Source organism: Pseudoalteromonas spongiae UST010723-006 (assembly GCF_000238255.3).
In the GTDB taxonomy this organism is placed as follows: Bacteria; Pseudomonadota; Gammaproteobacteria; order Enterobacterales; family Alteromonadaceae; genus Pseudoalteromonas; species Pseudoalteromonas spongiae.
Genome location: NZ_CP011039.1, coordinates 1,365,527 through 1,392,246 on the forward strand (window position 1 = coordinate 1,365,527; position 26,720 = coordinate 1,392,246).

Here is a 26,720-nt window from a genome sequence, read left to right on the forward strand (position 1 = left end):
GATTTATATGGAAAAAGTGACGATAAATAGTGTGGCTAAACACGCTGGGGTATCAAAAAAGACGGTATCTCGCGTGCTTAATAACGAGCCAAACGTGTCTGATGCGACCCGAGAGAAGGTTCAGCAAGCGTTTAAAGAGCTAAATTATCGTCCTAATCCGATTGCCCGAGGCCTTGCGCATAACCGCAGCTTTATCATTGGTTGTTTGTATGACAACCCGTCTAAAAGTTATATCACCCGTGTACAGTCAGGCGCGTTAGAAGCCTGCCAAGAGCGCAACTACAACTTGCTAATTCACCCATGTGAACTGCGCGGCGAACCACTTATTGATAATATTGAAACACTTATTAGCACATCGCGCTTAGATGGTATTGTATTAACGCCACCATTTTCAGATAACCGAGAGTTAGTAGACCATTTAAAGCTACGCAATATCCCGTATGCGCGCGTCGCACCAGTGACCCTAGACGACCAATCAATCTCGATTAAAAGTAACGATACGCAAGCGGCTTACGATATTACCAAGTTATTGCTAAAACTTGGCCACAAAGATATTGCGTTTATTAAAGGTCACCCAGATCACAGTGCGACTGAAGCGCGTTTCGCCGGCTATGTTGATGCCTTGAACGAAGAGGGCATAACCCTTAAAAGTGAGCTAGTTGCCGAGGGTAACTTTAGTTATCATTCTGGTGAAGACAGTGCGCGACAAATCCTTGAATCAGCAGCTCGACCAAGTGCGGTATTTGCGTCGAATGATTACATGGCCGCAGCGGTATTAAAAGTTGCCTCGCAAATGTCACTGAAAGTACCTGATGAGCTGTCAATTGCAGGCTTTGATAATGCCCCGATTGCGCGCCATATTTGGCCTGGCCTTACAACGATTGCGCAACCGGTAGAAGATATGACATTTCGTGCGGTAAACTTATTAATCGATAAGATCAATGCGCCGGAAAGCGAAGACATCGAAGAAGTGTTCGCTGGCAAATTAATTGAGCGTGAATCGACCGCGCCTGTGCAAAAATAATTCTTTACGTAAGACTTCACGCCATACGAAAATAACGGTCGATAATTCCCAGTTAAAACAAAGCGCTTCTTTTATTTAAGAGGCGCTAAACATTTCACTTATACCTTAACAATATGCGGTTCCTTTGCCGCGTTTTTTCTTTATTACCTTATATCTAAGCGTTCCTCGTAAATTATTTTTTCTGTCATTTTAATGTCATTGTCACTTGTTGAACTCAATTCATGCTTTTTATTGTAGATAAATTGGGCAGTTCACAAGAAAAGCACTAAAATTAGGGTTGACACCGGTGTCATGGATCGGTTTTAATAATGTGACACCGGTGTCATAGAGTGATTGTGAGAGACGCTCGATATCGGACCTTTGAACGGGTAGACAAAGTCGCTCGGTACTTAGACTAGCAGGAGTCTCTAATTTAAGTACTGAGCCTTTTTCCCAAATCTTTATGAATGAGTGCGAAAATGCTACACCCAAGAATCCAAGAAGTAACCGAACGAATCATTGAACGCAGTAAAGCAACGCGTCAAGCGTATTTAGCGCGTATGACAGCAGCTAAATCTAAAAAACGCGTACGTGCTGGCTTAGGTTGCGGTAACCTTGCACACGTAATGGCAGCCTGTTCAAGCTCAGACAAAGCATTATTAACCAAAGACGAACAACCTAATCTTGGTATTATCAATTCTTACAACGACATGCTTTCAGCGCATGTGCCTTACAAAGAATACCCAGATCTTATTAAAAAGGTTGCAACCAAATTTAATGCCACTGCACAAGTTGCCGGTGGTGTACCTGCTATGTGTGATGGTGTAACGCAAGGCCGTGATGGCATGGAGCTTTCACTTTTTTCCCGTGATGTGATTGCAATGTCTACGGCTGTTTCACTGTCGCACGACGTTTTTGATGGCGTATTTTGTTTAGGTCTGTGTGACAAAATTGTCCCGGGCCTTGTAATTGGCTCACTGTCTTTTGGCCACTTACCAATTTACTTTTTACCAGCAGGCCCAATGCCTTCAGGTATTCCAAATAAAGAAAAAGCGCGTGTACGCCAAAAATTTGCGCAAGGGTTAATCGGTCGTGATGAATTACTTGCAGCAGAAAGCGCGTCATATCACAGCGCCGGTACATGTACTTTCTACGGTACTGCTAACTCTAACCAAATGTTGATGGAAATTATGGGTCTGCACCTGCCAGGCAGCTCGTTTGTAAATCCATACACAGAATTACGTGATGGTTTAACGGTTAATGCGGTAGAAATGATGCTTAACCAGCTGATCACCAGCCAAGATGCCAATCCAATTGGTGAAATTGTCAGTGAAAAAACCATTGTGAATGGTTTAGTTGGCTTACTTGCAACAGGTGGTTCAACTAACCATGCAATTCACTTAGTTGCAATGGCAAAAGCAGCAGGCGTAGAAATTACGTGGAAAGACATGTCAGATATTTCTGAAGTTGTGCCACTGCTTGCACGTGTTTATCCAAATGGTTCGGCAGATGTTAACCATTTCCATGCAGCAGGTGGTTTACCGTTCTTAGTGAAAGAGCTATTAAAAGGCGGTTTCTTACACGAAGATGTGAAGACCATTGTTGGTAATAGCCTAAACGATTACACCAAAGAGCCAGTAATTGACACTTCGGTAATTGCTACCGACAACCAAATTGCAGCGAAAGTGAAATGGCAAGATTGCCCAGAAAATTCGCACGATGAAGAAGTACTTCGCCCAGTTACAAATCCATTTAACCCGCAAGGTGGCTTGCAGCTATTAACGGGTAACTTGGGCCATGCGGTGATTAAAGTATCTGCGGTACAAGAGCAGCATCAAACAGTGACTGCACCTGCAAAAGTATTTAATTCGCAAGCAGGATTGCAAGATGCCTTTGCTCGCGGCGAACTTGAAACTGACTTTATCGCTGTAATTAAAGAGCAAGGCCCTAAAGCGAAAGGTATGCCGGAGCTACACAAGTTAACGCCAATTATGGCAACGTTGCAAGACAAAGGCTTTAAAGTGGCGATTGTTACTGACGGCCGCATGTCTGGCGCATCAGGTAAAGTGCCAGCGGCTATTCACCTTGCGCCAGAAGCAGTCGAGGGTGGCTTTATTGCAAAAATCCGCGAAGGTGATGTGGTAACACTTGATGCACCAAATGGCGTATTAAAAGTGCATGTTGCTGATGATGAATTTGCACAGCGTGAAATAGAAATTAGCGAACAAGTTCAAACTTTTGGAACAGGTCGTGAATTGTTTGAAGGTATTCGCCAAACGGTATCTAGCGCAGATTTAGGTGCCAGTGCATTTGGTCTGATCTACCCAAATACAAACCAATAACAGGAAGTAAAAATGAGTATTGAAAAAATTCTTCAAGCAGCACCGGTAGTCCCTGTTGTTGTTATTAATAACCTTGAAGATGCAGTGCCACTTGCAAAGGCATTGTACAACGGTGGCTTACGCGCATTAGAAATTACCCTGCGTACACCTGTAGCGGTAGAAGCAATTAAACAAATTAAACAAGCATTGCCAGAAGCGTACGTTGGTACTGGCACTGTAATAGATAAAGCAACCTTTAATGCATCAATTGAAGCGGGCGCTGATTTTATGGTGAGCCCTGGTGTTAACGATGAGTTGTTAGCGCTTGCCAGTGAAACAGATGTGCCATTTTTACCAGGTGCTGCAACACCAAGTGAAGTGATGCAGCTGGCAGCAAAAGGCTTCGGCTTTTTAAAGTTTTTCCCAGCAGAAGCCGCCGGTGGTGTGCCAATGTTGAAGTCAATTTTTGGTCCACTACCACATGTTAAGTTTTGCCCAACTGGCGGTGTAAGCCTTGCCAGTGCGCCTAACTATTTAGCACTGCCAAATGTAGTGTGTGTGGGTGGTACTTGGATGTTAGATAAAGAATTAATCGCAAATAAAGACTGGCAAGCAATCGAAGAGTTAGCGCGCCAAGCAAGTAAAGTGAATGAGGGTGAATAAGATGATCAGAGTAGCTATTAACGGTTATGGCCGTATTGGACGCAACGTATTACGCGCGCTTTATGAGTCAAATCGCGAACAAGAAATTAAAATTGTTGCAATTAACGACTTAGCACCAGCTAACGTAAATGCACACCTTACACAGTACGATTCAGTGCATGGTACGTTTGGTAAAAAAGTAACGCTTGCTGAAAACACACTGGTTATCGACAACGATGAAATTGCATTAGTACAAGAACGCGATCCTGCAAACTTGCCTTGGGCTGATTTAGCTGTGGACATCGTGCTTGAATGTACTGGTCTTTTCACATCACGTGACGCGGCAGCAAAACACATTGAAGCGGGTGCAAAGCGTGTAATCGTATCTGCGCCAGGTACAGATATGGACGCAACGGTTGTGCACGGTGTTAACTCAGATGTGTTAAACGCTGATAGCATTATTATTTCAAATGCGTCGTGTACAACTAACTGTTTAGCGCCTGTTGCTAAAGCGCTTAACGATACAATTGGTATTGAGCAAGGCAGCATGACAACAATTCATGCTTACACCAACGACCAAAACCTATCGGACGTGTACCACAGCGATTTATACCGTGCACGTAGTGCAACACAAAGTATGATCCCAACTAAAACGGGCGCAGCAAAAGCAGTAGGCTTAGTATTACCTGAGCTTGCTGGTAAGCTAGACGGCATGGCGGTACGTGTACCAACTATCAATGTATCACTTGTGGATTTAACCTTTGTTGCCAAGCGTGACACGACAGCTGAAGAAGTAAATGCAGCGGTTAAAGCTGCAGCTGAAGGTGCAATGGCAGAAGTACTTGAGTACAACGAAGCACCGCTTGTATCAATTGATTTTAACCACAACCCAGCGTCTTCAGTATTCGATGCAACGCAAACTAAGGTTGATGGTAAATTAGTTAAAGTAATGGCTTGGTACGATAACGAGTGGGGTTTCTCAAACCGCATGCTTGACCAAGTAACAGCATTAGGTAAGTTTTTATAATTTACTCTACCGACTAAGTAAAAACGGCTGCATTTGCAGCCGTTTTTGTTTTACAATGCTAAAAAACAAAGGATTGTTTATGAGTTTAGCATCACAGCCTGCGACATGGTCGCACTCAATTGCCAAGTCTAAATTGCGCGTTATGGCATTTTCGCTTCTTCATTTCGCTTTACTATTTTTTGCCCTTTGGCTGATGTTTGATCAAATATCACTTAAGCTGGATATTAAGGCACTTACGTTTACTGATTTACTTAGTGCGAGCAGCTTAGTGTTGTTTATTGGCGGGTTTTATCCGTGTTTCTATCTGGATGCCATTTATCGTTTACTTGAAACGAATACGTCAGACGCTAAGTTATAAAAGTCTTATGGCCACTGTAAGCTTGTTATAAAATGCGCATTATCACCTAATTTTATTTACGTTTATTTTGTTTTACTTTTTGTGAGGGAATATGAAAAAATCATTATTGGTTATTTTTGCTTTATTATTTTTAAGTGCATGTAGCGAACCGTTACCAGACGATAGGTTATCGTATGCGGGGGAGTGGTCGAGTAAAGAAATGTATTTGCTAATCTTGCCTGACGGCACAGTATCTTATAAGCGCCTGAAGGGCGGCGGTAGCACCGAGGTTAATGGGCCACTTAAAGAGTTTCAAGGTGATGATTTTATTGTGGGTGTGGGATTTTTAACGACTACCTTTGATGTAACAGAGCCACCTTCGATTGAAAACGATCAGTGGGTCATGACAGTCGATGGTGTTAAGCTTACTAAACGTGAAGAATAATCCCAATTCTGTTAAGAATGAGAACAGGGGTAGCGCTGGATAAATGAAATGGTAACAAGGCAGAATATTTTTATATAGTTGTTCTATATTGATATATTCTAACGCAGTTAGCATGACGTTTAGTCCGCTAGGATGGGCTGCTATTTAAGTGAATTGGTATAATCCCAGCTCTGATTAAAAAAGCCGACACTGTTTGTCGGCTTTTTTATACGTTATAAACGGCTTCAGTTAGCTTGAAAGCGTTTCTGCTACATCGGCAATTTGTTGGCGTAGCCAAATATGGCTTGCATCGCGGTGTAATAATGGACTCCAAATCATATCGAGTTCAAACGGTGGAATTGGGAACGGTGGCTCGACTATTTTTAGCGCGTTATCACTTTCATAAATTTTAGCTACTTTGGTTGGTAGCGTGGCGATTAGGTTTTGTGCTTTAGCAAGGTGGATAGCCACATGGTAATTACGGGTAAATGATGCAATATTGCGGTGTTTACCAAAATGAGCAAGCGCTTCGTCAACCCAGCCAAGTTTTTGTACATCGGCAGGATCCATGCCCACCCCCACACCAAAACCCGTTTTACTTACCCAAATATGACGGGCTTTTAAGTATGCATCTAAGCTGTAGTTTTCTAATACGGGATTGTTGGCATTCACTACGCACGAAAAACTGTCTTTCCATATACGCTTTTGGTGAAACGATTGCGGTAAATTATCAAACCGGTTAATCGCCATATCCACTTTACCGTTTTCTACGTCGTGAAAGGTTACATCACTGGGCGTAACAATATCGAGCGTTGTATCAGGGGCTAAGGATTGTAAGCGATTTAATAACATAGGCGCGAGGGTGCTTGCAGCGTAATCGCTGGCCATGATACGAAATACGCGATTACTGCTTGCTGGTTCGAAATCGCGGTTAGGCTGCAGTGTTTCTTCAAGGGTTAATAATACCCCGCGGATCACAGGTTGTAATTCTTTAGCGCGTTCAGTCGGTACCATGCCATCACTGGTTCTCACCAAGATTGGGTCGTTTAACAGCGCTCGCAGGCGTTTTAAACCATTACTCATAGCGGGTTGTGTAATGTTTAACTGATTCGCAGCACGCGTCACATTACATTCTCTAAGCAGGGTATCTAAATACACCAAAAGGTTTAAATCGACTTTACTAATATTCATTTTATTTATGTGGCTAAAGTATTTTATAAAAGACTTTAATAAACGAATGAATAAATAACAAGATGTTATCGTAATTTAAATCTTAGACTTTCGGGGTAAGGGTAAATATCTGTACTTATGCCTTGTTTAATTTTTTGTTGTTCATCACGCCAGAAACTTGCGGTACTGAGCTCAGGGTGTTGGTCGAGCAGTAAGGCTTTTATATGTGGATCTGTGGTAACAAACGTGGTGAGTTGTTCAATAAAGACATCTTGTGGCGCAACTGAATAGGCATCGGGGTAATCAAAATAACCGTCGGATTTAGGTAAATCGCGGAAATTCATATCGGTTAAATACTGCACTTCGTCATAATCATAGAAAATAACGCGTTTGTGCTTAGTTACACCAAAGTTCTTTAACAGCATATCGCCTGGAAAAATGTTGGCCGACATCATTTCTTTAAGTGCTTGGCCATATTCGCCCATCACATGGCGTTTATCTTGCTCGTTGGCATCTTGTAAAAACAAATTAAGCGGTGTCATACGCCTTTCAATGTAAAGATGTTTAATGATTAATAAGTCACCGTCAAATTCGAGTGAACCGGCAATTGATTTTTTAAGCCGATTTAACAAAGGCTCTGGAAAGCGCGAAATTGGGAAGGCAACATCTGAAAATTCAATGGTATCGGCCATGCGCCCGACTTTATCGTGTTGTTTTACCAATTGATATCGCTCAAGTACGGTGCGTCTGCCAAAGGGTTTACCATCACCAAATTTATCGCGAATAACTTTAAATACATACGGAAAAGTAGGGTGGGTAAATACTTCCATAACCATGCCAGGTGTACCTGCCGCTACTTCGAAATCTTCCTTACACGAAGCTAAATGGTTTAAAAACTCGCGATAAAACTCACTTTTACCTTGTTTATGAAAACCAATGGCGTTGTATAGCTCAGCAGGTGTGCGGTTCGGCATAAGCTGATTTAAAAAGCTTACAACACCAGATGGCGAGCGAGTATTGACCATAAAGTATGCCCGAGCAAAGCCAAACACCACCCGCATTTGAATTGAATTTGTTAGCACGGCATCAATATACAGCCCTTTATTTTTTTTGTGCAAAATAGGAATAATAAACGGCTGTACGCCATTTTTACTAACAATACGGCCGACAATGTAAGCTGCTTTGTTGCGATAAAACGGTGCTTTCAATATATCAAAGCGCATTTGATGATTGCGCGAGTTAACATTCGGTGCTTGCTTAACAAAGGCCTTAACAATATTTTTTATATCTGATTCAAGGTCGATAAACGGTGCTTTTAAGTCGAATTGGGCGAATATTTGTTTAATGGTGGGCAATAAACCATCGACGACGGGAAAAAAGCTTTTGTATTCTTCTTCAACCGGAACCAGTGGCGCGGTTAAAGTACTTTCAACAAAAATAAAGTCGTTATTAAAATATTTGCGGTGGTATAAGCGGCAAAATACCGAATTAAAAAAGGTTTCAGCCAGCTCGGCTTGTGGGTGAAAACTCAGTAAATCGGTATACTCGGCTTTCGTGGCAAGCCATAATTCGGTATCGATATGCGAGGCATCAATGCGGCGCTTTAACTTTTCAATACATTCATTTACGCGCTTGTCGTAGTAACTAATGCGCTCAGCGCTAATACGCTGCATTGATTGCCAATCGGCATTGGCAAAATGCACTTGAGCTTGCGAGGTTAACCCTTGAAACAATGAATAGTGATGGCTAAACCCTTTTAAAATTAGGTTAGCAATAACCTGGCTCAATTGCATTTTTATATCCCTTTATTGTTATTATGGTTGTTGACGACCTCGAGCGTGTTTAACAATAATCGCCACCGCTTCTTCGATATCATCGGTTACAGTGAACAACGAAAAGTCACTTTGGTCAATCAATCCTTTTTTAACTAGCTGTGCTTGCATCCAATCAACCAGCCCTTGCCAAAATTCTGAGCCAAATAGCACGATAGGCATTTTTGAAATGCGGCCGGTTTGTAGTAGCGTAAGCGATTCAAATGTTTCATCGAGTGTACCAAAGCCACCAGGCATACAAATATAGCCCATAGAGTATTTTAAAAACATCACTTTACGGGTAAAAAAATAGCGAAAATCAAGAGGTTGATTTTGATATGGGTTAGGCACTTGTTCGTGTGGCAGTTCAATGTTTAGGCCAATGCTTTTGCCGTTTGTTGCACCGCGATTGGCTGCTTCCATGATCCCAGGCCCACCGCCAGAAATCACCGCAAACCCTTCTTCTACAAAGCGTTTGGCAATATCGACGGTTGCTTGATAGTACGTATCGCTTGGCTCTAAGCGTGCTGAGCCAAAAATAGAGATGGCAGGACCCGTATCTGATAATTTATCAAATCCATCGGCAAACTCACTGATAATACGAAACATGCGCCATGATTCGTCACCCTTTAAATCATCGATCATTGTGCATCTCCTTTTAACACCATAAACCACGCGTCAATATAATCCGGCATATGTCGGTTTGCATCGTAATAGGCGTTAATGCCTGGGTAACTGCCTGCTAAATAGTCCAGCTGATACAAGTTATTTTCAAACGCGCCACCGGTATCGGCCATCACTGCCATTCGGTATTCGCTATGACTTTTAAAATCAAATTGCGCAAAAACTAATGCGCCCAGCCCGAGTTGATAAATATCACCCGCAAACGTTACTTCCGGTAATACTTCAATTTTATGGTCTGCGTCTTTGCCATAGCCTAAAATGCCATCTACTTGTTTAAAGTACCAGTAACGATTTTGTAAATATGGCTTAATTGCTCGGTCGTAGGCAATGCCGTTATTGCGATGCACATTGTAAACACGCTGCTGTCCCTTAATATCAACAACGATAGTACCTTGTAACAGTGCTGACTCTATATCTTCTCGTGACAAATAAACAAGCGGTTTTGCTAGCTTTTTGGCGTCAATCACACCACCTAAAATAGCTTGTTTACCGTATTTGAATCGCGTTAGGTGTTTTTTTGTATTTGCTTCTTCTAGTGATAAATGGTGTTCATCAAACGGCAGCGCATAAAGTGGAAACGGTGTTTCGCTTGTTTTGCTGTCACTGCCGCTCGCTAAATGCACATAGTATTTTGTCATTAACACTTTATCGGCGGTGAGATTTTTAAGTAATGGTTTTTTGTTACTTAGTTTTTTCGCATGTTTTGTGTCTGAACTAATACGATAGAAATCATAATGTTTCGTTAGAAACTCAAAGTTTGTCAGCTGATGGGTATTATTCATATCATCGTGTTTAGCAAATTCACACAGTGATTTAAGCGTTCGTTCGATGTCTTTTTCAGTAATCCCAAATTGCGAAAGTTTATTTGCATGGATCACCGCGGGATCGTATGCGTTACCCAGTGCACGATAGGCAAGGGTATTATCTGCAACCTGACAAAGCTTATCGCTGTCAGTATTAATTTTAAGGCTTGTTGGCGGTGTTTGTTTGCTAATTGAAAAAGCATTCGCGAACAGGTGAGTTGAGTATATAGCGCACACTAGAAAAGAAAGTAGAACATTAAACTTCATTTAAACATCAATAAGTAAGCTAAGTGATAGATGCCAGTTTACTAATTTCAAAAGTGAGAAGCTAGAAAAACGCATAGATGATGAAGCTAATAGAAGAAACTTATGAACGTAGAATAAAATTAGAAACAACGAATATTTAAGGGGGAAGATATTTTGGAATTAAATGGTGGGTCTGAGTGAATTCGAATCACCGACCTCCACGATGTCAACGTGGCGCTCTAACCAACTGAGCTACAGACCCTCTATTTATGGTTCGCATTCTACATAGAATTTTTTGTTGCACAAGCAGAATTTTCACCAAACGCGTTTAACTGATGGATTTATATGCAGTTTGCTGTGTTCTTTTATATTCATGTTAGACAGATGTAGATATTGAACGTAAGTCTAAGACGACGCCAACTCAACCACAAAAGAACATCGGGCTTAGCCTGGTTGAATGTTGCAGCGTTTATACAGTTGTTGCCACCAAGTAACATGCGTAACTGAATAGTGCTTAAGGCTGGTATCGAGCGAAAGCGGATGAATTTTTAAATCACTTTTGTAAGGTTGTTGGTTCTGATTTTGCCAAAGGCCAAGTAATGCAGGCTTTACTTGCATATATTCCTGCAACAGATAGTTGTGATAGCCTTGAATTTTGCTGCCATAGAATTTGCTAAAAATATTTGTTAGTACGGTGGCGCTTTGATTGTTATGTCCGGTTTTACAAATATCGTTAAACGATACAGATTCGAGTGCTTTATTTTGTTGCTGCAGTATAAAAATTTGTTCGTACAAAGCTCGCAACAAACTTGGCAAATAGCTGTTTTTGAATAGTGTTGCTAAATGCGCTTCTAATTCAGCGCTGTTTATTTGGTTAAATTCTTGATTTACCAACGCGCTTTTAACGCTCGCTAAATAATTTAAGGTATTAAGTGTGTGTTGCTTTTGCGTTTGGTTAACATCGAGCAGTGAATAAGATACAGGTAAATAAAGCGAGGCAAGTTGCTTGTCTAAAAACAGCATTTTTTCCCAATAAGTAAACAGCAAGTCAGCTTTTTGTTGTTTTACTTCGTTGAGCTGCTTTGTAAGCTCAGCGTCGTTAAGTGTTGTAACACAATTAGGTACCATCTGGATAAAACGCACGTTATATACAAACTCGCTGCTTGGACCGCTGACTTTCCCCAGCTGTGAATTGCGCTCAGCAATCAATTGACCTAATTGGCAATGCTGTAACTTATTAAGTTGTAGAATGCCAATAGTGCTAGCATCGATGTTGGAAAAGGTTGGTAAAACCAACTTTTTACTGTCTTGATAGGGGCTAAGCTCGGGTAACGTGAGCTGTGTATTTAAGCGTGCGTGGTAATCCAAATTAATCTCGCTAGGTGCCTTTGAGCACCCAGCAAGTATTAAAATAATTAAGGTTGTGGTACTAAGCGTTATTAAATGGCGCGTTAGCAAGACGTTTCCTCACGGTATAAATTAATAAAACGGCTGCGGTTGATAAACCAACAATAATGCCGAGCCAAAAGCCTTCTGGTCCCATAGGCTCAACAATTAAATCAGTTAATGCTAATACGTAACCTAAACTAAAACCGATTAACCAGTACGATATAAACGTAATATACGAAATAGGCGCGGTGTACTTTAAGCCACGTAAAATACCTGTTGCAGCGACTTGCAGCGCATCGGGTAATTGATAAAAACACGCCAAAATTAAAATCGCGCTGGCGAGGGCGATCACTTCGCTATTATCACTGTAAACACTACCGATCACGCTACGTGACAAGAACGTAATAAGCGCTACTAGTGTTGAAATCATCAATGCTAATAACAAACTAGTTGATACGGTACTTTTTACTGCGGCATAGTTTTTTTGTCCGGTAAGATTACCAACACGAATGCAAATGGCGAGCGCAAGGCTTAATGGGATCATAAATAATACCGTTGATACACTTGCAGCCACTTGGTGACCTGATACCGCAATAGCCCCAAGCGGTGCAATAAAAAGTGGAATACAGGCAAATAGCGTTACTTCAAAAAAGTGTGCAAGGGCAATGGGTGTGCCAAGCTTGGTAATCGTTAGCTGTGTAGCAAAGTGTGGTTTAATTGCGCGAGAAAATAGAAAACGACCTTTTAGGCGTTTTGAATACAGCATATAAATAAACAAACTGAACGCCATTGACCAATACACAATAGCCGTGGCGATTCCGCAGCCAGCGCTGCCGTAGGCGTCGATACCGAATTTACCGTGAATGAAAATATAGTTGGCGGGAATATTAATTGCTAAGCCAATTGCGGCAATGTAAACCGCAGGCTTGGTGTATGCCATACCTTCACAGACACAGCGAAGTACATTGTAAATTAAAAAGCCAAGTAAGCCCCATTTAACATAGCTAATATAACCAAGAGCAAGACCTGCTACTTCCGGTTCCATTTTGATATAAGAAAGCGGAATATCAACAAAGAATATGAGTGCTAAACCAAGTGCCGCAAGCAGCAAAGCTAAGTAAAACCCTTGATACATATCATGGCGAATTGCAAATAGCTTCTTTGCCCCAAAGTTTTGCGCTACCATACCCGTTAAAGCTAATAAGACACCCAGTAGTGTCAGTAAAACTGGGTTCCAAATACCTAACGCAATGGCAAGCGCTGCTAAATCATAGGCACTTACTTGTCCCGCCATTACGGTATCCACAACGCCCATTAAAATCATGGTAACTTGGGCAATAAAAACAGGGATAGCCAAGCGAAGAATAAATCTCGCTTCAAAAACATTAAAGGTCATACTTGCGCATTCTAGCAAAATAAGGAAAATCGTAGTTTACTGAATGTAGAGATAGATAGGAATTAAATGTTTACTGGTATTGTACAAACAAAGGCGTCGGTGGTATCTGTTTCCAAAAGTGGTGAAATTATGCGTCTAGTTTTGTCTACTCCCAACGCATATTTAAATCATTTGGACATTGGTGCGAGCATTTCAATCAATGGTTGTTGTCTTACTGTGGTGGAATACGAGCTCGGTCATAAAGACGTAGTTGGCCAAGTGCATTTTGATGTGATCGACGAAACCTTGAAGCTCACTAACTTAGGTAAATTAAAACAAGGCGAAAAAGTAAACTTTGAACGCTCGGTTACCTTTGGTACTGAGTTGGGCGGACATATTGTCTCTGGGCATATTCACACCGTTGCTAAGCTTACGCGTATTGAACGTGAGCAAGATAACTGCGCAATGTTTCTTTCGTTACCGGAAAAATGGCTCAAATACATTAACTACAAAGGCTTTATTAGTGTAAACGGCTGCAGCTTAACGGTTGGCGAAGTTACTCACAACGGATTTTATCTACACCTAATTCCAGAAACGCTAGAAGTAACCAATTTGGGTCTTGCACACATTGGTAGCGAATTTAATATCGAGGTGGACCAACAAACCTATACTATTGTTGAAACTATCGAACGTTATATGAAAGCGAAAGGTCTCTAATTGCTGCCGAAAGGTTTAAAAAACCTGTTCGTCATCACTGTCGACACTGAGTTCCACTTTGTTGTAAATCCTATTTATGTGCATATTTAAATGGATAGGATTGCAACAGGCTGCACAGTCTTCGTAGTATTCTTGGTCGCCGAGTGTTGTATCAAGTTCTACATCGACATGATTGCCACAATGCGGGCAAGTGATCCGTTGAAATTTATGGTCTCTCATAGCAGTTTCCAACAATAAAGACACTTGTTAAAGTGTAGTCGAAAACCTTAATTTTACCCGCTAGTCTAGACCATATCGTTGCTGGATTTTAACAACTTGCATATGCGCATCTTCAATATATTGATTACCAAAAATATTTCCATGATTAAGCACGTGGTACAAGTTATAAATATGCTTTCTTTCTTGGTAAGTTTCGGGCAGTGGATAGGTATCTTGATAGCCAACATAAAAATCATGGTGAAATTTGCCAAACAGCTCGGTCATAGCAATATCGGCTTCGCGGTCGCCATAATAGCATGCTGGGTCAAACACGCTCGGTTTGTGTTGGCAAAAGCCTACATTGCCTCGCCATAAATCACCATGCAGTAATGATGGCTGACAACGATGGGTATGCAGTATTTGCTTTATTAAATCGACAAAGCGGTCAATATCCACCAAATGAATGCGTTTTTCCGCCAGCAGTTGCAGTTGAAAACCAATTCGCTGTTCGGCAAAAAAAGTATCCCATTTTTTATGCCACTCATTAGGCTGAGCAGTTAAACCTATGTAGTTATCTAAATCAAAGCCAAACATTTGTTGTTGATGTTTTTTATGAAGTTCAGCTAATGTCACACCAAAGTGATACCAATCGGTTTCTCTGCCGTCATCTAAATCAAGCCATTCAATTACATGGTAGGCAAACTCATTACTTTGACCGACAAGCAGCGAATCGGCAACGTAAAAAGTGCTTTCTTTGGTAAGGGTGTTTAAACCAATGCGTTCTTGTTCAAAGTTATCGAGTTTGTCTTTACTTGCGACTTTAACAAAAAAACTCTGTTTATCATCTGAAAGTTTATAAAGCAGATCATCTCCAGAGTTCGACAGTTGAATTTTGTTCGATATAGCGAGGTTACAATGTAGGGTTTTTGACAGTTCGGTGATTAGGGCATTCCACATGATTAAGTCCTTCGCGCGATTTAGTTTGCTAGTGGCGCAAGCACACAGTTGAGCAACAAACTAACTATAGTCAAGGCTCATTATTTTTGAGCACCGTTTACAAAAAAGCACATAAAATAAGAAGAAATTCGGCTTTTTGCCCTTGCTTCTAGCCAAACCCAAACTTTAAAATAGCGGCGATTTGGGTTTAGCTGGAATTTGGAGGGTTAGTTGAACAAGCACGCTATCACCAATCTTGTCGCTGTGGTGTTAACAGTGGCGGGTTTTGTATTGTCTTTACCGTGGTTACTTAGCATTGGTTTATTTGCGTTATCAGGTGCGCTAACAAACTGGCTTGCTGTGCACATGTTATTTGAAAAAGTACCCGGTCTTTACGGTTCGGGTGTGATTCCAAATCAGTTTGAACAGATTAAATTAGCCATTAAGCGCTTATTTATGTCGCAGTTCTTTACTCAAGAAAATATTAATAAGCTCATGTCAGCAGAGCTGGATAATAGCGATAATGGCATCGATTTCACGCCGATCATTGAAAATACCGATTTAAACCCTGCGTTTGACTCGTTGGTAGACGTGGTTGAAAACTCGCAGTTTGGCGCGATGCTTGGCATGTTTGGTGGTACAGCAGTACTTGAACCAATGAAACAGCCGTTTATTGAAAAAATGCAGTCATCGCTTATTGAGATCAGTAGCTCTGAAGTATTCCATAAAACTGTGCAAGCACAGCTAACATCTAACACCAGTGCGGAAAAGCTCCAATCAAAAATTGAAGCGATTATTGAGGCGCGTTTAACCGAGTTAACGCCTGAACTTGTCAAAGAGCTTATTCAAAACCTTATTAAAGAGCACCTAGGCTGGTTGGTTGTTTGGGGTGGAGTATTCGGTGGTTTATTTGGCTTACTTGCTCATTTTATTTAAAGCCGATTATCTATTAAAAAGAATTACGTAAAAACGGAGGCAGAGCCTCCGTTTTCTTGTCTTATTCCTGTCATTATCCAAACACCATGTTAAGGTTACTTGCTGCCTGAAACATAGATGATTTGTTTTTTCGCCATTGCTAAGTCTTGAATACTGGTTGATGTTTTAACTTCTAAGTTTAAATATTTGCCAGTGCGGTTAAGGCCATATGTATTTGCAAATTTCGCCAGCGACATATCATTACAAGTTAGTTTATCCGCCAGTGAATGCTTTTTAAGATAAGTTTCTTTAAGTTCACGATGTAGTTTAAGCGGTTTGTTTGTTGTCATTGCCATACAAAGCGCAGTACCCGGCGAATTATCTGCTGCGACAAATTGTGTATCTGCAGATGCGTTTACTGAAGCGAAAAGGGTGGTGCTAATAAGTGCTGCTGCTAAAATTTTCATGTTAAATTCCTCATTCCAACATTAATTAAAGTAAATGTTCACGTTTTCAATTGAACGTACTTATATAGTCGCTGAAACTCGAAAAAATGCTGTTAACCGAACGTGACAGGGTGTAAAAGAGTATTTCAAATGTGTCATTAGCGCATAAAAAACGCCACTTTTCATGGCGTTAATATGTGACATTTGCAATAAATAGCTGAAATTATTTTTTAACTTTTTTCATTGCTGAAGTAATTACACGTCGCTTTGTGTTAATTTACCAGTCGATGCCTTTACGCGCTTTAACGCCGTTTTCAAAGGCATGTTTGACATTACGTACTTCGGAGACTGTGTCAGCGAGCTCTTCTAACTTACGGTGTGCTGCGCGACCGGTCACAATCACGGATTGCTCTTTTGGGCGTTTGGCAATTGCCATTAGTACGTCATCAAGGTCAATATAGTCGTAATTAATCATGTAGGTGATTTCATCAAGTACGACCAAATCTATGGTGTCATCTGATAAACACTGTTTGATGTCTTGCCACACAGCTTGCGCGGCTTGTGTATCTGATTCTCGGTTTTGCGTTTCCCAAGTGAAGCCTGTCGACATAACAAAAAAAGTGGCGCCGGCATTTTCAAGTAAATTGCGCTCACCACACTCCCAGCCGCCTTTAACAAATTGTGCTACAGCTGCTTTTTGCCCATGACCTACAGCACGTGCAACCGTGCCAAACGCACTGGTCGACTTCCCTTTGCCATTACCAGTGATAACGAGAAATAGTCCTTTCTCTATGGTTGCTTTGGCAACTTTCTCATCGACCGCTTTTTTGATTTTTTCTTGACGCTTTTGATGTTGTTCAAATTTATCTGACATTGTTATTCCAAAAATAATAAAACTAAGCAATATATCAATACTTCGAAAATTTGCTGAGCCGCGCCCAAACAATCTCCGGTATAGCCATTAATGTGTTTTTTAAACCAAGCGATAAGTACGCTGCGAACCGCGAAACAGGTCACAAAGAGTGCTATAAGCTTTAGTAAACTCATGCCATACAAAAATAACACAGCACATAGTACACAAAAGGTAAGCCATAAACGGTTCTGAGCGCTGCTTGGCAAGTGTTTGGCAATTGGTTTTACTTTGCTTATGGTGTCTTCTGTGACATAAGGGCATGTGCCAATAATACTAGTGGCAAATGCACGGCTAATACCATGTGCTGCGATTAATGCCATGACAATATGACTTGTTGCAACGAGGGTTTGATACTTGATTGCAAACAGCGAAATCAGAGCTAGTGTACCATAGGTGCCAAGGCGTGAGTCTTTCATAATTTCCAGTTTTCTATGGGCATCGAATGCACCGCCAAAGCCATCGGCAATATCTGCTAGGCCATCTTCATGAAAACCGCCCGTAAGTAATAAACCAATTATTATTACAAGCACAACCGATACGCTAATTGGCAACACAAGTTGTAAAAGGTAAACACATAACCCGAGTAAACACCCAATAAATACGCCAACTAGCGGAAAATAACCAGACGCCTTGTTGAGTTTGTCATCACTGTAGTCGTCTATATGAATGGGAATACGCGTTAAAAAGCTGAGCGCTAACTTAAATAACGCGATTTCATGTTGTAGCGTCATTACAAGGCAATTCCCAAATCTTCAAAACTGGCCATCTCATTGTAAAAGTTAACGGCTGCCTCAATTAACCCAAGGCAAAGTGCGGCGCCAGTGCCTTCTCCTAGCCTTAAAGAAAGATCAAGCAATGGCTCTACCGCTAATTTGTCTAACATTTGGCCATGTGCGGATTCGTTTGATTTATGGGCAAATACTAAATTAGTTCTAATACTTGGTTTGATTGCCAGAGCAATAGCCGCTGCGCTTGTTACAATAAATCCATCAACCAATATTAATTTGTTGTGTATAGAAGCTTCCAGCATGGTAAAGGTCATGGTAGCAATCTCAAAACTACCTAGCTGGCGCAAAATTTCGAGCGGCTGGTCGCTGTCTACACGCTTAACCGCCTTACTTATAAGCAAACGTTTGTTGTTAAATTGTTGCTGGTCAATGCCAGTGCCATGTCCAACCACATTTTCTACAGGTAGCTTAAATAGTTTTGCAAATATAGCACTTGCTGGACTGGTATTACCGATCCCCATTTCGCCAAAGGCTATTAGATTAGTATCTAGCTGTTGTAGCAACTTTTCACTATGCAAGCGTGCTTCATCGAACTGTGTTTCAGTTAAAGCGGGCTCTACGCTTATATCACCACAAACATTACCTAAGCGCGCGTTTATTAAATTATTATGCGTTGGTAATTGGGTCTGAATACCGCAATCGACTACCTTTAATTGCCAATTTGTTGACTTTATAAAGCTATTGATCGCAGCTTGCCCGCTTAAAAAGCAACTCACCATCAACGTGGTAACGTCACTTGGGGCAATACTGATATTGTGTTTAGCAATACCATGGTCACCAGCAAACACAAGTAACGTAGGATTTAGAATAGATAATGAATTTTCACTGCTAGGGGTAAGGTGTAGCGTAGCGATTTGCGCTGCAAGTTGTTCTATTTTACCAAGCGAGCCTAACGGTTTAATCTTACCGTTAATGGTGTTTTGAATTGTGTCGGCAATATTGTTGCTGGTAGACATCTGGATTTCCAAATATTTTTTAGTTATTGTGCGTGACAAACCCAGCAGTAACAAGGGCTTTTGCTTTTAATGAAGAAAAATTTAGTAATTGGTGGTGTGCGTTCTGGTAAATCCCGTTATGCCGAACAAACAGCGCAAGAATACGCAACTCAGCTAGGACTTCCGGTTGTTTATATTGCAACCGCTGAAGCGTTTGACGATGAAATGAAAAGCCGTATCGAGCGCCACAAACACACGCGCCCTAAGCAGTGGCAAACCATTGAAAGCGGTCCCAAACTTGTTGACTCATTGAATGCAGTTGAAGAACCTTGCATTATATTGATTGATTGCTTAACGGTTTGGCTAAATAACTGTTTGTATTATCAACAAATTGATTGGCAAGAAGAAAAGCAACGCTTTCTTGATTGGTTAACGCGAACTAAAAATGCTGTGATTATGGTAAGTAATGAGGTTGGTTTTTCTATAACACCCGATAATGCATTAGCGCGCCAATTTGCCGATGAGCAAGGTTGGTTAAATCAAGATGTTGCGCGTATTGCAAGCACGGTTACGTTTACCATTGCTGGGATCGCTCATGAACTCAAACACGACTAACATTTACTTACTACGGCATGGGTTACCAGAGGGTGATAAATGCTTACGTGGATTGACGGATTTTGCGATCACCGAACACGGGCTTTCACAAATGCAGCAAGCTAGCGATGGGCTAACTATCGATGCCGTTATAAGCTCGCCACTTAAACGCTGTTGCTACTTTGCAAAAACCTACGCCGATGACAAAAACCTCAGTTTTGAAACGATGAGTGATTTTGCTGAAATGAATTTTGGCGATTGGGATGGCAAACCATTTAGCGAATTATTTGAGCACCATAACAGCCAAATTATGGCATTTTTTAAATCGCCGTATTCGGTATCGCCTCCTAATGGTGAAACCATGGTGGCGTTTAATCAACGTGTAACCACAGCGTTTAAATTTGTCTGTCAGCAGTATCAAGGAAAGAATCTATTACTGGTAAGTCACGCTGGCGTGATGCGCGAAATTCTTCAGTTAGTACTCGGGGTACAACAATCCGATGGGCAGTTTCAGCAATCCATTGATTTAGCCTACGCTAGTTTGTTAAAGATTAGCGTGATAAATGACAAGGGCGACTATTTTTACCGATTACATTTGTAGCGTTTACATTTGTTTATAGCAAATAAGCGGGTGTTTACCGTAAAAATGTGCAATTGCGGCTTTTATTCGCTACATTTGAGCAGTATTTTTTCGGAGAATAACAATAATGCAAAGATTTATCCCTTCTGCGTTAGTTGTTGCTATGTCACTGGGGCTGGCAGCTTGTAATAAACAAGCACCACAAGGTGAGCACGTTTCAATTAACAAAAATCCATACCCGAGTACTTATCAACCTTATGAAAGTACAGAATTACTGATTAAGAATGCTACCGTATTAACAGGTACTGGCGAACGTCTTGATAATGCAGATGTATTGATTTTAAATGGCCAAATTTCAAAAGTAGGCGAAAACTTAAGTCATGCAAGTGCACGCGTAATTGACGCCAATGGCAAGTGGGTTACTCCGGGTATTATTGATGTACACTCGCATTTAGGTGCCTACCCAAGCCCGTCGGTTGAATCGCACCAAGACGGCAATGAAATGACTAGCCCAAATACCGCTTACGTATGGGTTGAACACTCAATCTGGCCACAAGATCCTGGTTTTAATACTGCCCGTGCTGGTGGTATTACATCACTGCAAGTTTTACCAGGCTCAGCTAATTTATTTGGCGGCCGCGGCGTAACGCTTAAAAACGTACCAGCGCACACCATGCAAGCAATGAAATTCCCAGATGCACCTTATGGTTTAAAAATGGCATGTGGTGAGAACCCGAAACGCGTATATGGTAGCCGCAAAGAGTCACCAGCAACACGTATGGGTAACATGGCTGGCTATCGCAGCGCATGGGCTGAGGCAACAGAATACAAACTTGCTTGGGAAAAATACGATCGCGAGCATAAGTTAGGTTTAACCGTTGATGCACCAGAGCGTGATATTAAACTAGATACACTACGTGGCGTTTTAGATGGCGAGATCATGATCCATAACCACTGCTACAAAGCAGAAGAAATGGCGATGATGATTGACCTATCAAAAGAATTTGGTTACCACGCAGGTACGTTCCACCATGGTATTGAAGCATACAAAATTGCAGACTTACTAGCAGATAACGGCAGCTGTGCTGCACTTTGGCCTGATTGGTGGGGCTTTAAGATGGAAGCTTACGACATGGTGCAAGAAAACATTGCCATTGTTGATGCGGTTAAAAATTCATGTGCCATCGTTCACTCAGATTCAGACACAACAATTCAGCGTCTAAACCAAGAAGCGGCAAAAGTAATGTACCGCGCTAATGAAAACGGTTTTGATATTAAAGAAGAGCATGCTATTCGTTGGATCACGCAAAACGCTGCGATATCGCTGGGTGTTGAAGATAAAGTGGGTAGCCTAGAAGCCGGCAAGCAAGCAGATGTTGTTATTTGGAATCAAAGCCCATTTAGTGTTTACGCACAGGCAGAGCAAGTATTTATTGACGGCGCAAAAGTATATGACCGCAACGATGAAAAATACCAAGCGAAAAGCGACTTTATGTTAGGCCAGCAATAAGGAATACAGTGATGAAATTATTTAAACAGACCTTACTTGCTGCAGCGGTGTTAAGTTCAGCAGGCGCAATGGCGCAAACAACTGCAATTATTAATGCACAAATCCATACTGCATCTGAGCAAGGTGTTATTAAAAACGGTAGTGTGATCATCGAAGACGGCAAAATCAAAGCCGTTACTACTGACGCAGCAACCGCAGATGTGATTATTGATGCACAAGGTAAAATTGTAACGCCTGGTTTTATTGGCAGCATGAACCAACTTGGTTTAGTGGAAGTGGGCGCCGTTGCTTCATCGCGTGATGGCAACGAGAAAAAAGGTGGTATTACCTTTGACCCATCACTTGCGTTTAACCCAAAATCAACACTGATTGCGTATGCACGTAAAGGCGGGATCACCCGTGATGTTATTGCGCCAAGTTGGGGTGAAAGTCCATTTGTTGGTTTAAGCTCAACGGTTAATTTAAGCGGCGAGTTTGGTACAAGTGTGGTTGATAGCCAAAATGCGATTATTGTTAATCTAGGCGGTACTAAAGACGGTTCACGTGCAGCGTCTTTAAGTGAATTTATCGATACGCTAGAAGAGCAGCAAACGAAAATTGCGAAAGCAAAAAAATCTGACAAAAAAGACGATAAAGCAGAGCCTTCTAAAAAAGAAAAGCTATTAACAGCGGCATTAAACGGTGAAAAACCTGTTGTTGTGCGTGTATCACGTGCACAAGACATGCTTGAGCTAATTAAAGTGAAAGAGCGCTTTGGTATCGATTTGGTGATTTCAGGCGCGGAAGATGCATTGCCAATCAAAGCAGAACTGGCGGCAGCTAAGGTACCTGTTATTTTAAGTGCGATGGCAAATTTACCGGGTGATTTTGATTCGTTAAATGCGTCACTTGAAACAGCTGGCGAGTTAGAAAAAGCCGGTGTGCTGGTGGCACTTACTATTGCAGGCGATAGCAGCCACAATGTGTATCAACTGCGTTATGATGCGGGTAATGCAATTGCCAATGGCATGAGCCGAGAAGGTGCACTGAAAGCGATTACAAGTAATGTTGCTGAAATCTTTAATATTGAAGATGCAGGTAGCATTGAAGTTGGCAAGGCTGCAGATTTAGCTGTATGGTCGGCAGACCCATTTGAATTCAGCACTACACTTGAAAAAGTGATGATTAATGGTGTTGAAGTATCGACTGAGTCGCGTCACGATAAATTACGTGACCGTTATATGGCTGAAACCAATATGCCACGAGCTTACACTAAGTAAACTCAAGCACATTAAAAAAGGCGCCAATTGGCGCCTTTTTACTTACGCTTTATTATAAGTGCGGTGCGTTAGGTCTATGTAGGCTGTAAAAAATGCCGTTTCTTGAAACTTTTTAAGGCCGGTATCTTCAAAATCAATTGGCAACGGATTTTTCTTCAGCTGTTCTTTCATTGCCGTTGGATTAAGTAATACCACACGCATATCGTCAATCAGTTGCAGTGCCGCTTCAATTTTAAAGCCTTGTGGGCTGCCCGCGAATTTCCCTTTTTGTTGACGCTCTTTGATAGCAATGCTATCAACTTGGTAATCTTGCATTAGTTTTGCAAAATCAAACTGAAATTTACGGATTTCTTCAGCATCATCGCTTTTTGGTAATACAAATCGTGTTTGGCGCACATCACGAATATCAAATACATCGTTGTCTTTTGCTAATACACAAATTAAGGCTTCAGAGCCTTTAATTTCAACACCACATGTTCTCATTGGGGCATTCCTAACTAAAAATTTTCGCTAGTTTACCACAGGCCTTATAAATAACATTAGTGTGTTCAGATAAATTACGATGATTAATGGCGCTGTTAGGAAAGGGTAATACAGACCATTGCATGATCGGTTGTTACGTTGATTTCGTCTTGGCTAATATGCTCGTCCTGCACCTTGAAATCAAGTGTACCCAAATTTAATTCACTTAAAATCGATTCAGGGCAAACGATGTAGTCGAGCACACTGCCTTTGCCATAATAATAGTGAGTTGGTTTACGGGTTTGTAATTGGCTCAAATAAAAGCTGTCGAGCAGTTTTAAATCGCCATCAAGGTCTTGTTTAAATTCAGTTTCTTCGGTAAAAAATGCTAAGTTCGATTGCACCGCTTGTTGATTAAAATCTCCCATAATAAAACTGGGAAGCGGGTGTTTAAGTTGCTGACTGATAAAATCAAAATACAGTGCCATGGCTTCATCGGCACGTTGTTTATCAGATAGTATTCGGCCAATATGGGAGATTGCGACAGGTGATATTTCGTCTGCGTTAGGCAGTTCGTCGGCAATGTCGGTTGCGCGTTTTGATTTTAAATGTGTGCCGTATAATCGTATATGGCCATATTCAGGGTGAGTGATTTCACAATTAATAATTTCACGCGACAGCGCCGACATTTTTAAAAATGGCGGCACATCAATGCGCCTGACATTGGTAATAGGAAACCGCGATGCAATTAAAACAATTGGACGTTTATATAAATAAGGATTGTGCTCATCGAGCGCAGGTTCATCGCAAATAGCAAAGTGGGGAAGCCCGCATTGGGCGATTAGTTCAGTTAATGCGCATACTGAGAACACTTCTTGAAAACAAATGACATCGGGGCGGGTGTTTAATAACAATTGACTCAGCCACGCTTCTTTTTGCTGCCATTGCGCTTTAGTGTAGGTCGATTCGAAGTCATAAAAGCTGTAAGGTGGCTTGCAGTAATTGCATAAATTTAGAGAGGCTATGGTCAGTGACATTGTCTTTACTTCGCTTGCTGATTACCCCTAAGTATGTGTGATTTGGAAAATTAGTCAATCGGCTCGGTTTCTCCTTGTAATTCATAATTTGCTAGTTAAAATAACTGTTTTACTTTCATGAGCCGAGTATTTAAGTAACCACACTTATTGTAAAAGTGTTTTGAATGCTGGACTCACTTTATTAACTGCATGTGATGCATTGTAGGCATCACCACTGTAGCAAGGACAAAACATGCCAATTATTACTCTTCCAGATGGCTCACAACGAGCATTTGATAATCCTGTTTCTGTATTAGACGTTGCACTAGACATCGGCCCTGGTTTAGCTAAAGCAACCATTGCTGGTCGTATCAATGGCGAACGTGTAGACGCATGCCAGCTAATCACCGAAGACAGCCAGCTGGAAATCATTACCGCAAAAGATGACGATGGTTTAGAAATCATTCGTCACTCATGTGCTCACCTATTAGGTCATGCAATTAAGCAGCTTTACCCAGATGTTAAAATGGCGATTGGTCCAACAATCGACAACGGTTTTTACTACGACATCGATATGGAGCACTCATTAACAGCGGAAGATCTAGAAAAACTAGAAAAGCGTATGTTAGAACTTGCGAAAACAAATTACGACGTTGTTAAAAAAGTTGTTACTTGGCAAGAAGCGCGCGATGCATTTGAAGCGCGTGGTGAAACGTACAAGATGGAAATCTTAGACGAAAACATCAGCCGTGATGATACTCCAGGTCTATACCACCACGAAGAATACATTGATATGTGTCGTGGTCCACACGTACCTAATATGAAATTCTGTCAGCACTTTAAAATTATGAAAGTGGCAGGTGCATACTGGCGTGGTGACTCAGATAACAAAATGCTACAACGTGTTTATGGCACAGCGTGGGCAGATAAAAAACAATTAAAAGCGTATTTAAAGCGTCTTGAAGAAGCAGAAAAACGTGATCACCGTAAAATTGGTAAAGCACTGGATTTATGGCACTGGCAAGAAGAAGCGCCAGGCATGGTGTTTTGGCACAATGACGGCTGGAGCATTTACCGCGAGCTAGAAGACTTTGTGCGTGAGAAACTGCGCGAATATAAGTACGAAGAAGTAAAAGGCCCATTAATGATGGACCGTGTACTTTGGGAAAAATCAGGTCACTGGGATAAATATGGCGATGCGATGTTTACCACTGAATCTGAAAAGCGCGAATATGCGATTAAGCCAATGAACTGTCCAGGTCACGTTCAGATCTTTAACCAAGGTTTAAAATCATACCGTGATTTACCACTGCGTATGGCTGAATTTGGTTGTTGTCACCGTAACGAACCATCGGGTGCACTACACGGCCTAATGCGTGTACGTGGCTTTACACAAGACGATGCGCACGTATTCTGTACTGAAGAGCAGGTAATGGAAGAAGTATCATCGTGTATCAAAATGGTATACGACACATACGAAACATTCGGCTTCGAAAAAATCGTGGTAAAACTATCAACGCGTCCGGAAAAGCGCATTGGTGAAGACGAAATGTGGGACAAGTCAGAAAAAGCACTGGCTGATGCACTTGATGCAAATGGTATTGAATTTGAATACCTACCAGGTGAAGGTGCATTCTACGGTCCGAAAATTGAATTCACATTATACGACTGTTTAGAGCGTGCGTGGCAATGTGGTACGGTTCAGTTAGACTTTGCATTACCAGGTCGTTTAGGTGCAACTTATGTTGCAGAAAATAACGAACGTAAAACGCCAGTGATGATACACCGTGCGATTTTAGGTTCAATTGAGCGTTTCATCGGTATTTTAACTGAAGAATATGCGGGATTATTCCCAACTTGGTTGGCACCAAAACAGGTTGTTGTAATGAATATTACCGATAAACAGTCTGAATATGTTACAGAAGTTGTAGAAAAATTGAATAATCTTGGATTTAGAGCCTGTGCTGACTTGAGAAATGAGAAGATAGGCTTTAAAATTCGCGAGCATACTTTAAAACGTATTCCGTATTTACTAGTTGTTGGTGATAAAGAAGTAGAACAACAAGAACTAGCAGTTAGAACACGTACTGGTGAAGACCTTGGCAAGTTATCAGTTGATGACTTTATTGCTAAGCTTGCTGAAGAAGTTAAAAATAGAAAATAAAATAGTGCAAGGTGTGTATAAATAATGTACATTACGCACCTTGTTTTTAATCTTG

The 26,720-nt window shown here is 41.3% G+C and carries 27 protein-coding genes and 1 tRNA gene; 13 read left to right on the forward strand and 15 right to left on the reverse strand.

Annotated elements, in window-relative coordinates:
* Positions 1-7 precede the first annotated feature (7 nt).
* The 6 genes from PSPO_RS06410 (at position 8) to PSPO_RS06435 (ending at position 5,775) form a co-directional block, all read left to right on the forward strand.
* Complete coding sequence (locus PSPO_RS06410) at positions 8-1,024, forward strand: LacI family DNA-binding transcriptional regulator (protein WP_010560262.1); 1,017 nt, start codon at positions 8-10, stop codon at positions 1,022-1,024.
* 458 nt (positions 1,025-1,482) lie between these two features.
* Complete coding sequence (edd, locus tag PSPO_RS06415) at positions 1,483-3,345, forward strand: phosphogluconate dehydratase (RefSeq protein ID WP_010560261.1); 1,863 nt, start codon at positions 1,483-1,485, stop codon at positions 3,343-3,345.
* Between the two features lie 12 nt (positions 3,346-3,357).
* Positions 3,358-3,987: a bifunctional 4-hydroxy-2-oxoglutarate aldolase/2-dehydro-3-deoxy-phosphogluconate aldolase gene (locus PSPO_RS06420; protein WP_010560260.1), complete on the forward strand. Its 630-nt coding sequence runs from the start codon at positions 3,358-3,360 to the stop codon at positions 3,985-3,987.
* Between the two features lies 1 nt (position 3,988).
* Positions 3,989-4,993, forward strand: coding sequence for a type I glyceraldehyde-3-phosphate dehydrogenase (gap, locus tag PSPO_RS06425; protein ID WP_010560259.1), 1,005 nt, complete (start codon positions 3,989-3,991; stop codon positions 4,991-4,993).
* Positions 4,994-5,072: 79 nt separating this feature from the next.
* A complete protein-coding gene (locus PSPO_RS06430; RefSeq protein ID WP_010560258.1) occupies positions 5,073-5,351 on the forward strand; it encodes a hypothetical protein in 279 nt (92 codons plus the stop codon).
* 91 nt (positions 5,352-5,442) lie between these two features.
* Entirely contained in the window at positions 5,443-5,775 is a 333-nt protein-coding gene (locus tag PSPO_RS06435) for a membrane lipoprotein lipid attachment site-containing protein (RefSeq protein ID WP_010560257.1), read from the forward strand.
* A 228-nt stretch (positions 5,776-6,003) separates the two neighbouring features.
* Here PSPO_RS06435 and PSPO_RS06440 read toward each other — a convergent pair whose 3' ends face one another.
* The 7 genes from PSPO_RS06440 to PSPO_RS06470 form a co-directional block, all read right to left on the reverse strand.
* Entirely contained in the window at positions 6,004-6,945 is a 942-nt protein-coding gene (locus PSPO_RS06440; protein WP_010560256.1) for a LysR family transcriptional regulator, read from the reverse strand.
* A 65-nt stretch (positions 6,946-7,010) separates the two neighbouring features.
* Complete coding sequence (gene aceK / locus PSPO_RS06445) at positions 7,011-8,717, reverse strand: bifunctional isocitrate dehydrogenase kinase/phosphatase (protein WP_010560255.1); 1,707 nt, start codon at positions 8,715-8,717, stop codon at positions 7,011-7,013.
* Positions 8,718-8,738: 21 nt separating this feature from the next.
* Positions 8,739-9,380, reverse strand: a complete 642-nt coding sequence (locus tag PSPO_RS06450) for an LOG family protein (RefSeq protein ID WP_010560254.1) — start codon at positions 9,378-9,380, stop codon at positions 8,739-8,741.
* Positions 9,377-10,489: an MltA domain-containing protein gene (locus PSPO_RS06455; protein ID WP_010560253.1), complete on the reverse strand. Its 1,113-nt coding sequence runs from the start codon at positions 10,487-10,489 to the stop codon at positions 9,377-9,379. Before PSPO_RS06455 ends, PSPO_RS06450 begins: the two co-directional genes overlap by 4 nt.
* A 164-nt stretch (positions 10,490-10,653) precedes the next feature.
* Positions 10,654-10,730, reverse strand: a tRNA-Val gene (locus PSPO_RS06460).
* A 182-nt stretch (positions 10,731-10,912) separates the two neighbouring features.
* The gene (locus PSPO_RS06465; protein WP_010560252.1) at positions 10,913-11,836 is read right to left on the reverse strand and encodes a DUF3080 family protein; all 924 of its coding nucleotides are present in this window, start codon (positions 11,834-11,836) and stop codon (positions 10,913-10,915) included.
* Positions 11,837-11,897: 61 nt separating this feature from the next.
* Positions 11,898-13,253: an MATE family efflux transporter gene (locus PSPO_RS06470; protein WP_010560251.1), complete on the reverse strand. Its 1,356-nt coding sequence runs from the start codon at positions 13,251-13,253 to the stop codon at positions 11,898-11,900.
* A gap of 66 nt (positions 13,254-13,319) precedes the next feature.
* On the opposite strand from PSPO_RS06470, the gene PSPO_RS06475 reads away from it, so the two are divergent.
* A complete protein-coding gene (locus PSPO_RS06475; RefSeq protein ID WP_010560250.1) occupies positions 13,320-13,949 on the forward strand; it encodes a riboflavin synthase in 630 nt (209 codons plus the stop codon).
* A gap of 15 nt (positions 13,950-13,964) precedes the next feature.
* On the opposite strand, the gene PSPO_RS06480 is transcribed toward PSPO_RS06475, so the two are convergent.
* On the reverse strand, positions 13,965-14,168 hold the full coding sequence (locus PSPO_RS06480; protein WP_010560249.1) for a CPXCG motif-containing cysteine-rich protein: 204 nt from the start codon (positions 14,166-14,168) through the stop codon (positions 13,965-13,967).
* A gap of 60 nt (positions 14,169-14,228) precedes the next feature.
* Positions 14,229-15,104 (reverse strand): fructosamine kinase family protein, encoded by an 876-nt coding sequence (locus PSPO_RS06485; RefSeq protein WP_010560248.1) that lies wholly within the window; start codon positions 15,102-15,104, stop codon positions 14,229-14,231.
* 210 nt (positions 15,105-15,314) lie between these two features.
* Here PSPO_RS06485 and PSPO_RS06490 point away from each other — a divergent pair, with 210 nt between their 5' ends.
* Positions 15,315-16,019 carry a DUF445 domain-containing protein gene (locus PSPO_RS06490; protein ID WP_010560247.1) on the forward strand — a complete coding sequence of 235 codons (705 nt, stop codon included), beginning with the start codon at positions 15,315-15,317 and terminating at the stop codon, positions 16,017-16,019.
* Positions 16,020-16,114: 95 nt separating this feature from the next.
* On the opposite strand, the gene PSPO_RS06495 is transcribed toward PSPO_RS06490, so the two are convergent.
* From PSPO_RS06495 to cobT, 4 genes are all read right to left on the reverse strand, one after another.
* Positions 16,115-16,465 carry a DUF3718 domain-containing protein gene (locus PSPO_RS06495; RefSeq protein ID WP_010560246.1) on the reverse strand — a complete coding sequence of 117 codons (351 nt, stop codon included), beginning with the start codon at positions 16,463-16,465 and terminating at the stop codon, positions 16,115-16,117.
* 256 nt (positions 16,466-16,721) lie between these two features.
* The gene (gene cobO / locus PSPO_RS06500) at positions 16,722-17,318 is read right to left on the reverse strand and encodes a cob(I)yrinic acid a,c-diamide adenosyltransferase (RefSeq protein WP_010560245.1); all 597 of its coding nucleotides are present in this window, start codon (positions 17,316-17,318) and stop codon (positions 16,722-16,724) included.
* A 2-nt stretch (positions 17,319-17,320) separates the two neighbouring features.
* On the reverse strand, positions 17,321-18,088 hold the full coding sequence (gene cobS / locus PSPO_RS06505; RefSeq protein ID WP_010560244.1) for an adenosylcobinamide-GDP ribazoletransferase: 768 nt from the start codon (positions 18,086-18,088) through the stop codon (positions 17,321-17,323).
* Entirely contained in the window at positions 18,088-19,101 is a 1,014-nt protein-coding gene (gene cobT / locus PSPO_RS06510; protein WP_010560243.1) for a nicotinate-nucleotide--dimethylbenzimidazole phosphoribosyltransferase, read from the reverse strand. The genes cobS and cobT overlap by 1 nt, the downstream gene beginning before the upstream one ends.
* Before the next feature lie 69 nt (positions 19,102-19,170).
* On the opposite strand from cobT, the gene cobU reads away from it, so the two are divergent.
* From cobU to PSPO_RS06530, 4 genes are all read left to right on the forward strand, one after another.
* Positions 19,171-19,695, forward strand: a complete 525-nt coding sequence (cobU, locus tag PSPO_RS06515) for a bifunctional adenosylcobinamide kinase/adenosylcobinamide-phosphate guanylyltransferase (RefSeq protein WP_010560242.1) — start codon at positions 19,171-19,173, stop codon at positions 19,693-19,695.
* Positions 19,676-20,275, forward strand: a complete 600-nt coding sequence (locus PSPO_RS06520; protein WP_010560241.1) for a histidine phosphatase family protein — start codon at positions 19,676-19,678, stop codon at positions 20,273-20,275. Before cobU ends, PSPO_RS06520 begins: the two co-directional genes overlap by 20 nt.
* Before the next feature lie 106 nt (positions 20,276-20,381).
* Positions 20,382-21,764, forward strand: a complete 1,383-nt coding sequence (locus PSPO_RS06525) for an amidohydrolase (protein ID WP_010560240.1) — start codon at positions 20,382-20,384, stop codon at positions 21,762-21,764.
* Between the two features lie 11 nt (positions 21,765-21,775).
* On the forward strand, positions 21,776-23,023 hold the full coding sequence (locus PSPO_RS06530) for an amidohydrolase family protein (RefSeq protein ID WP_010560239.1): 1,248 nt from the start codon (positions 21,776-21,778) through the stop codon (positions 23,021-23,023).
* 42 nt (positions 23,024-23,065) lie between these two features.
* On the opposite strand, the gene PSPO_RS06535 is transcribed toward PSPO_RS06530, so the two are convergent.
* Together PSPO_RS06535 and PSPO_RS06540 are read right to left on the reverse strand one after the other, a co-directional pair.
* Positions 23,066-23,506, reverse strand: a complete 441-nt coding sequence (locus tag PSPO_RS06535; protein WP_010560238.1) for a DUF3010 family protein — start codon at positions 23,504-23,506, stop codon at positions 23,066-23,068.
* A 95-nt stretch (positions 23,507-23,601) separates the two neighbouring features.
* Entirely contained in the window at positions 23,602-24,522 is a 921-nt protein-coding gene (locus PSPO_RS06540; RefSeq protein WP_010560237.1) for an endonuclease/exonuclease/phosphatase family protein, read from the reverse strand.
* Positions 24,523-24,754: 232 nt separating this feature from the next.
* Between PSPO_RS06540 and thrS the strand changes: the two genes are divergently transcribed.
* Positions 24,755-26,665, forward strand: coding sequence for a threonine--tRNA ligase (gene thrS, locus PSPO_RS06545; protein WP_010560236.1), 1,911 nt, complete (start codon positions 24,755-24,757; stop codon positions 26,663-26,665).
* Positions 26,666-26,720 lie beyond the last annotated feature (55 nt).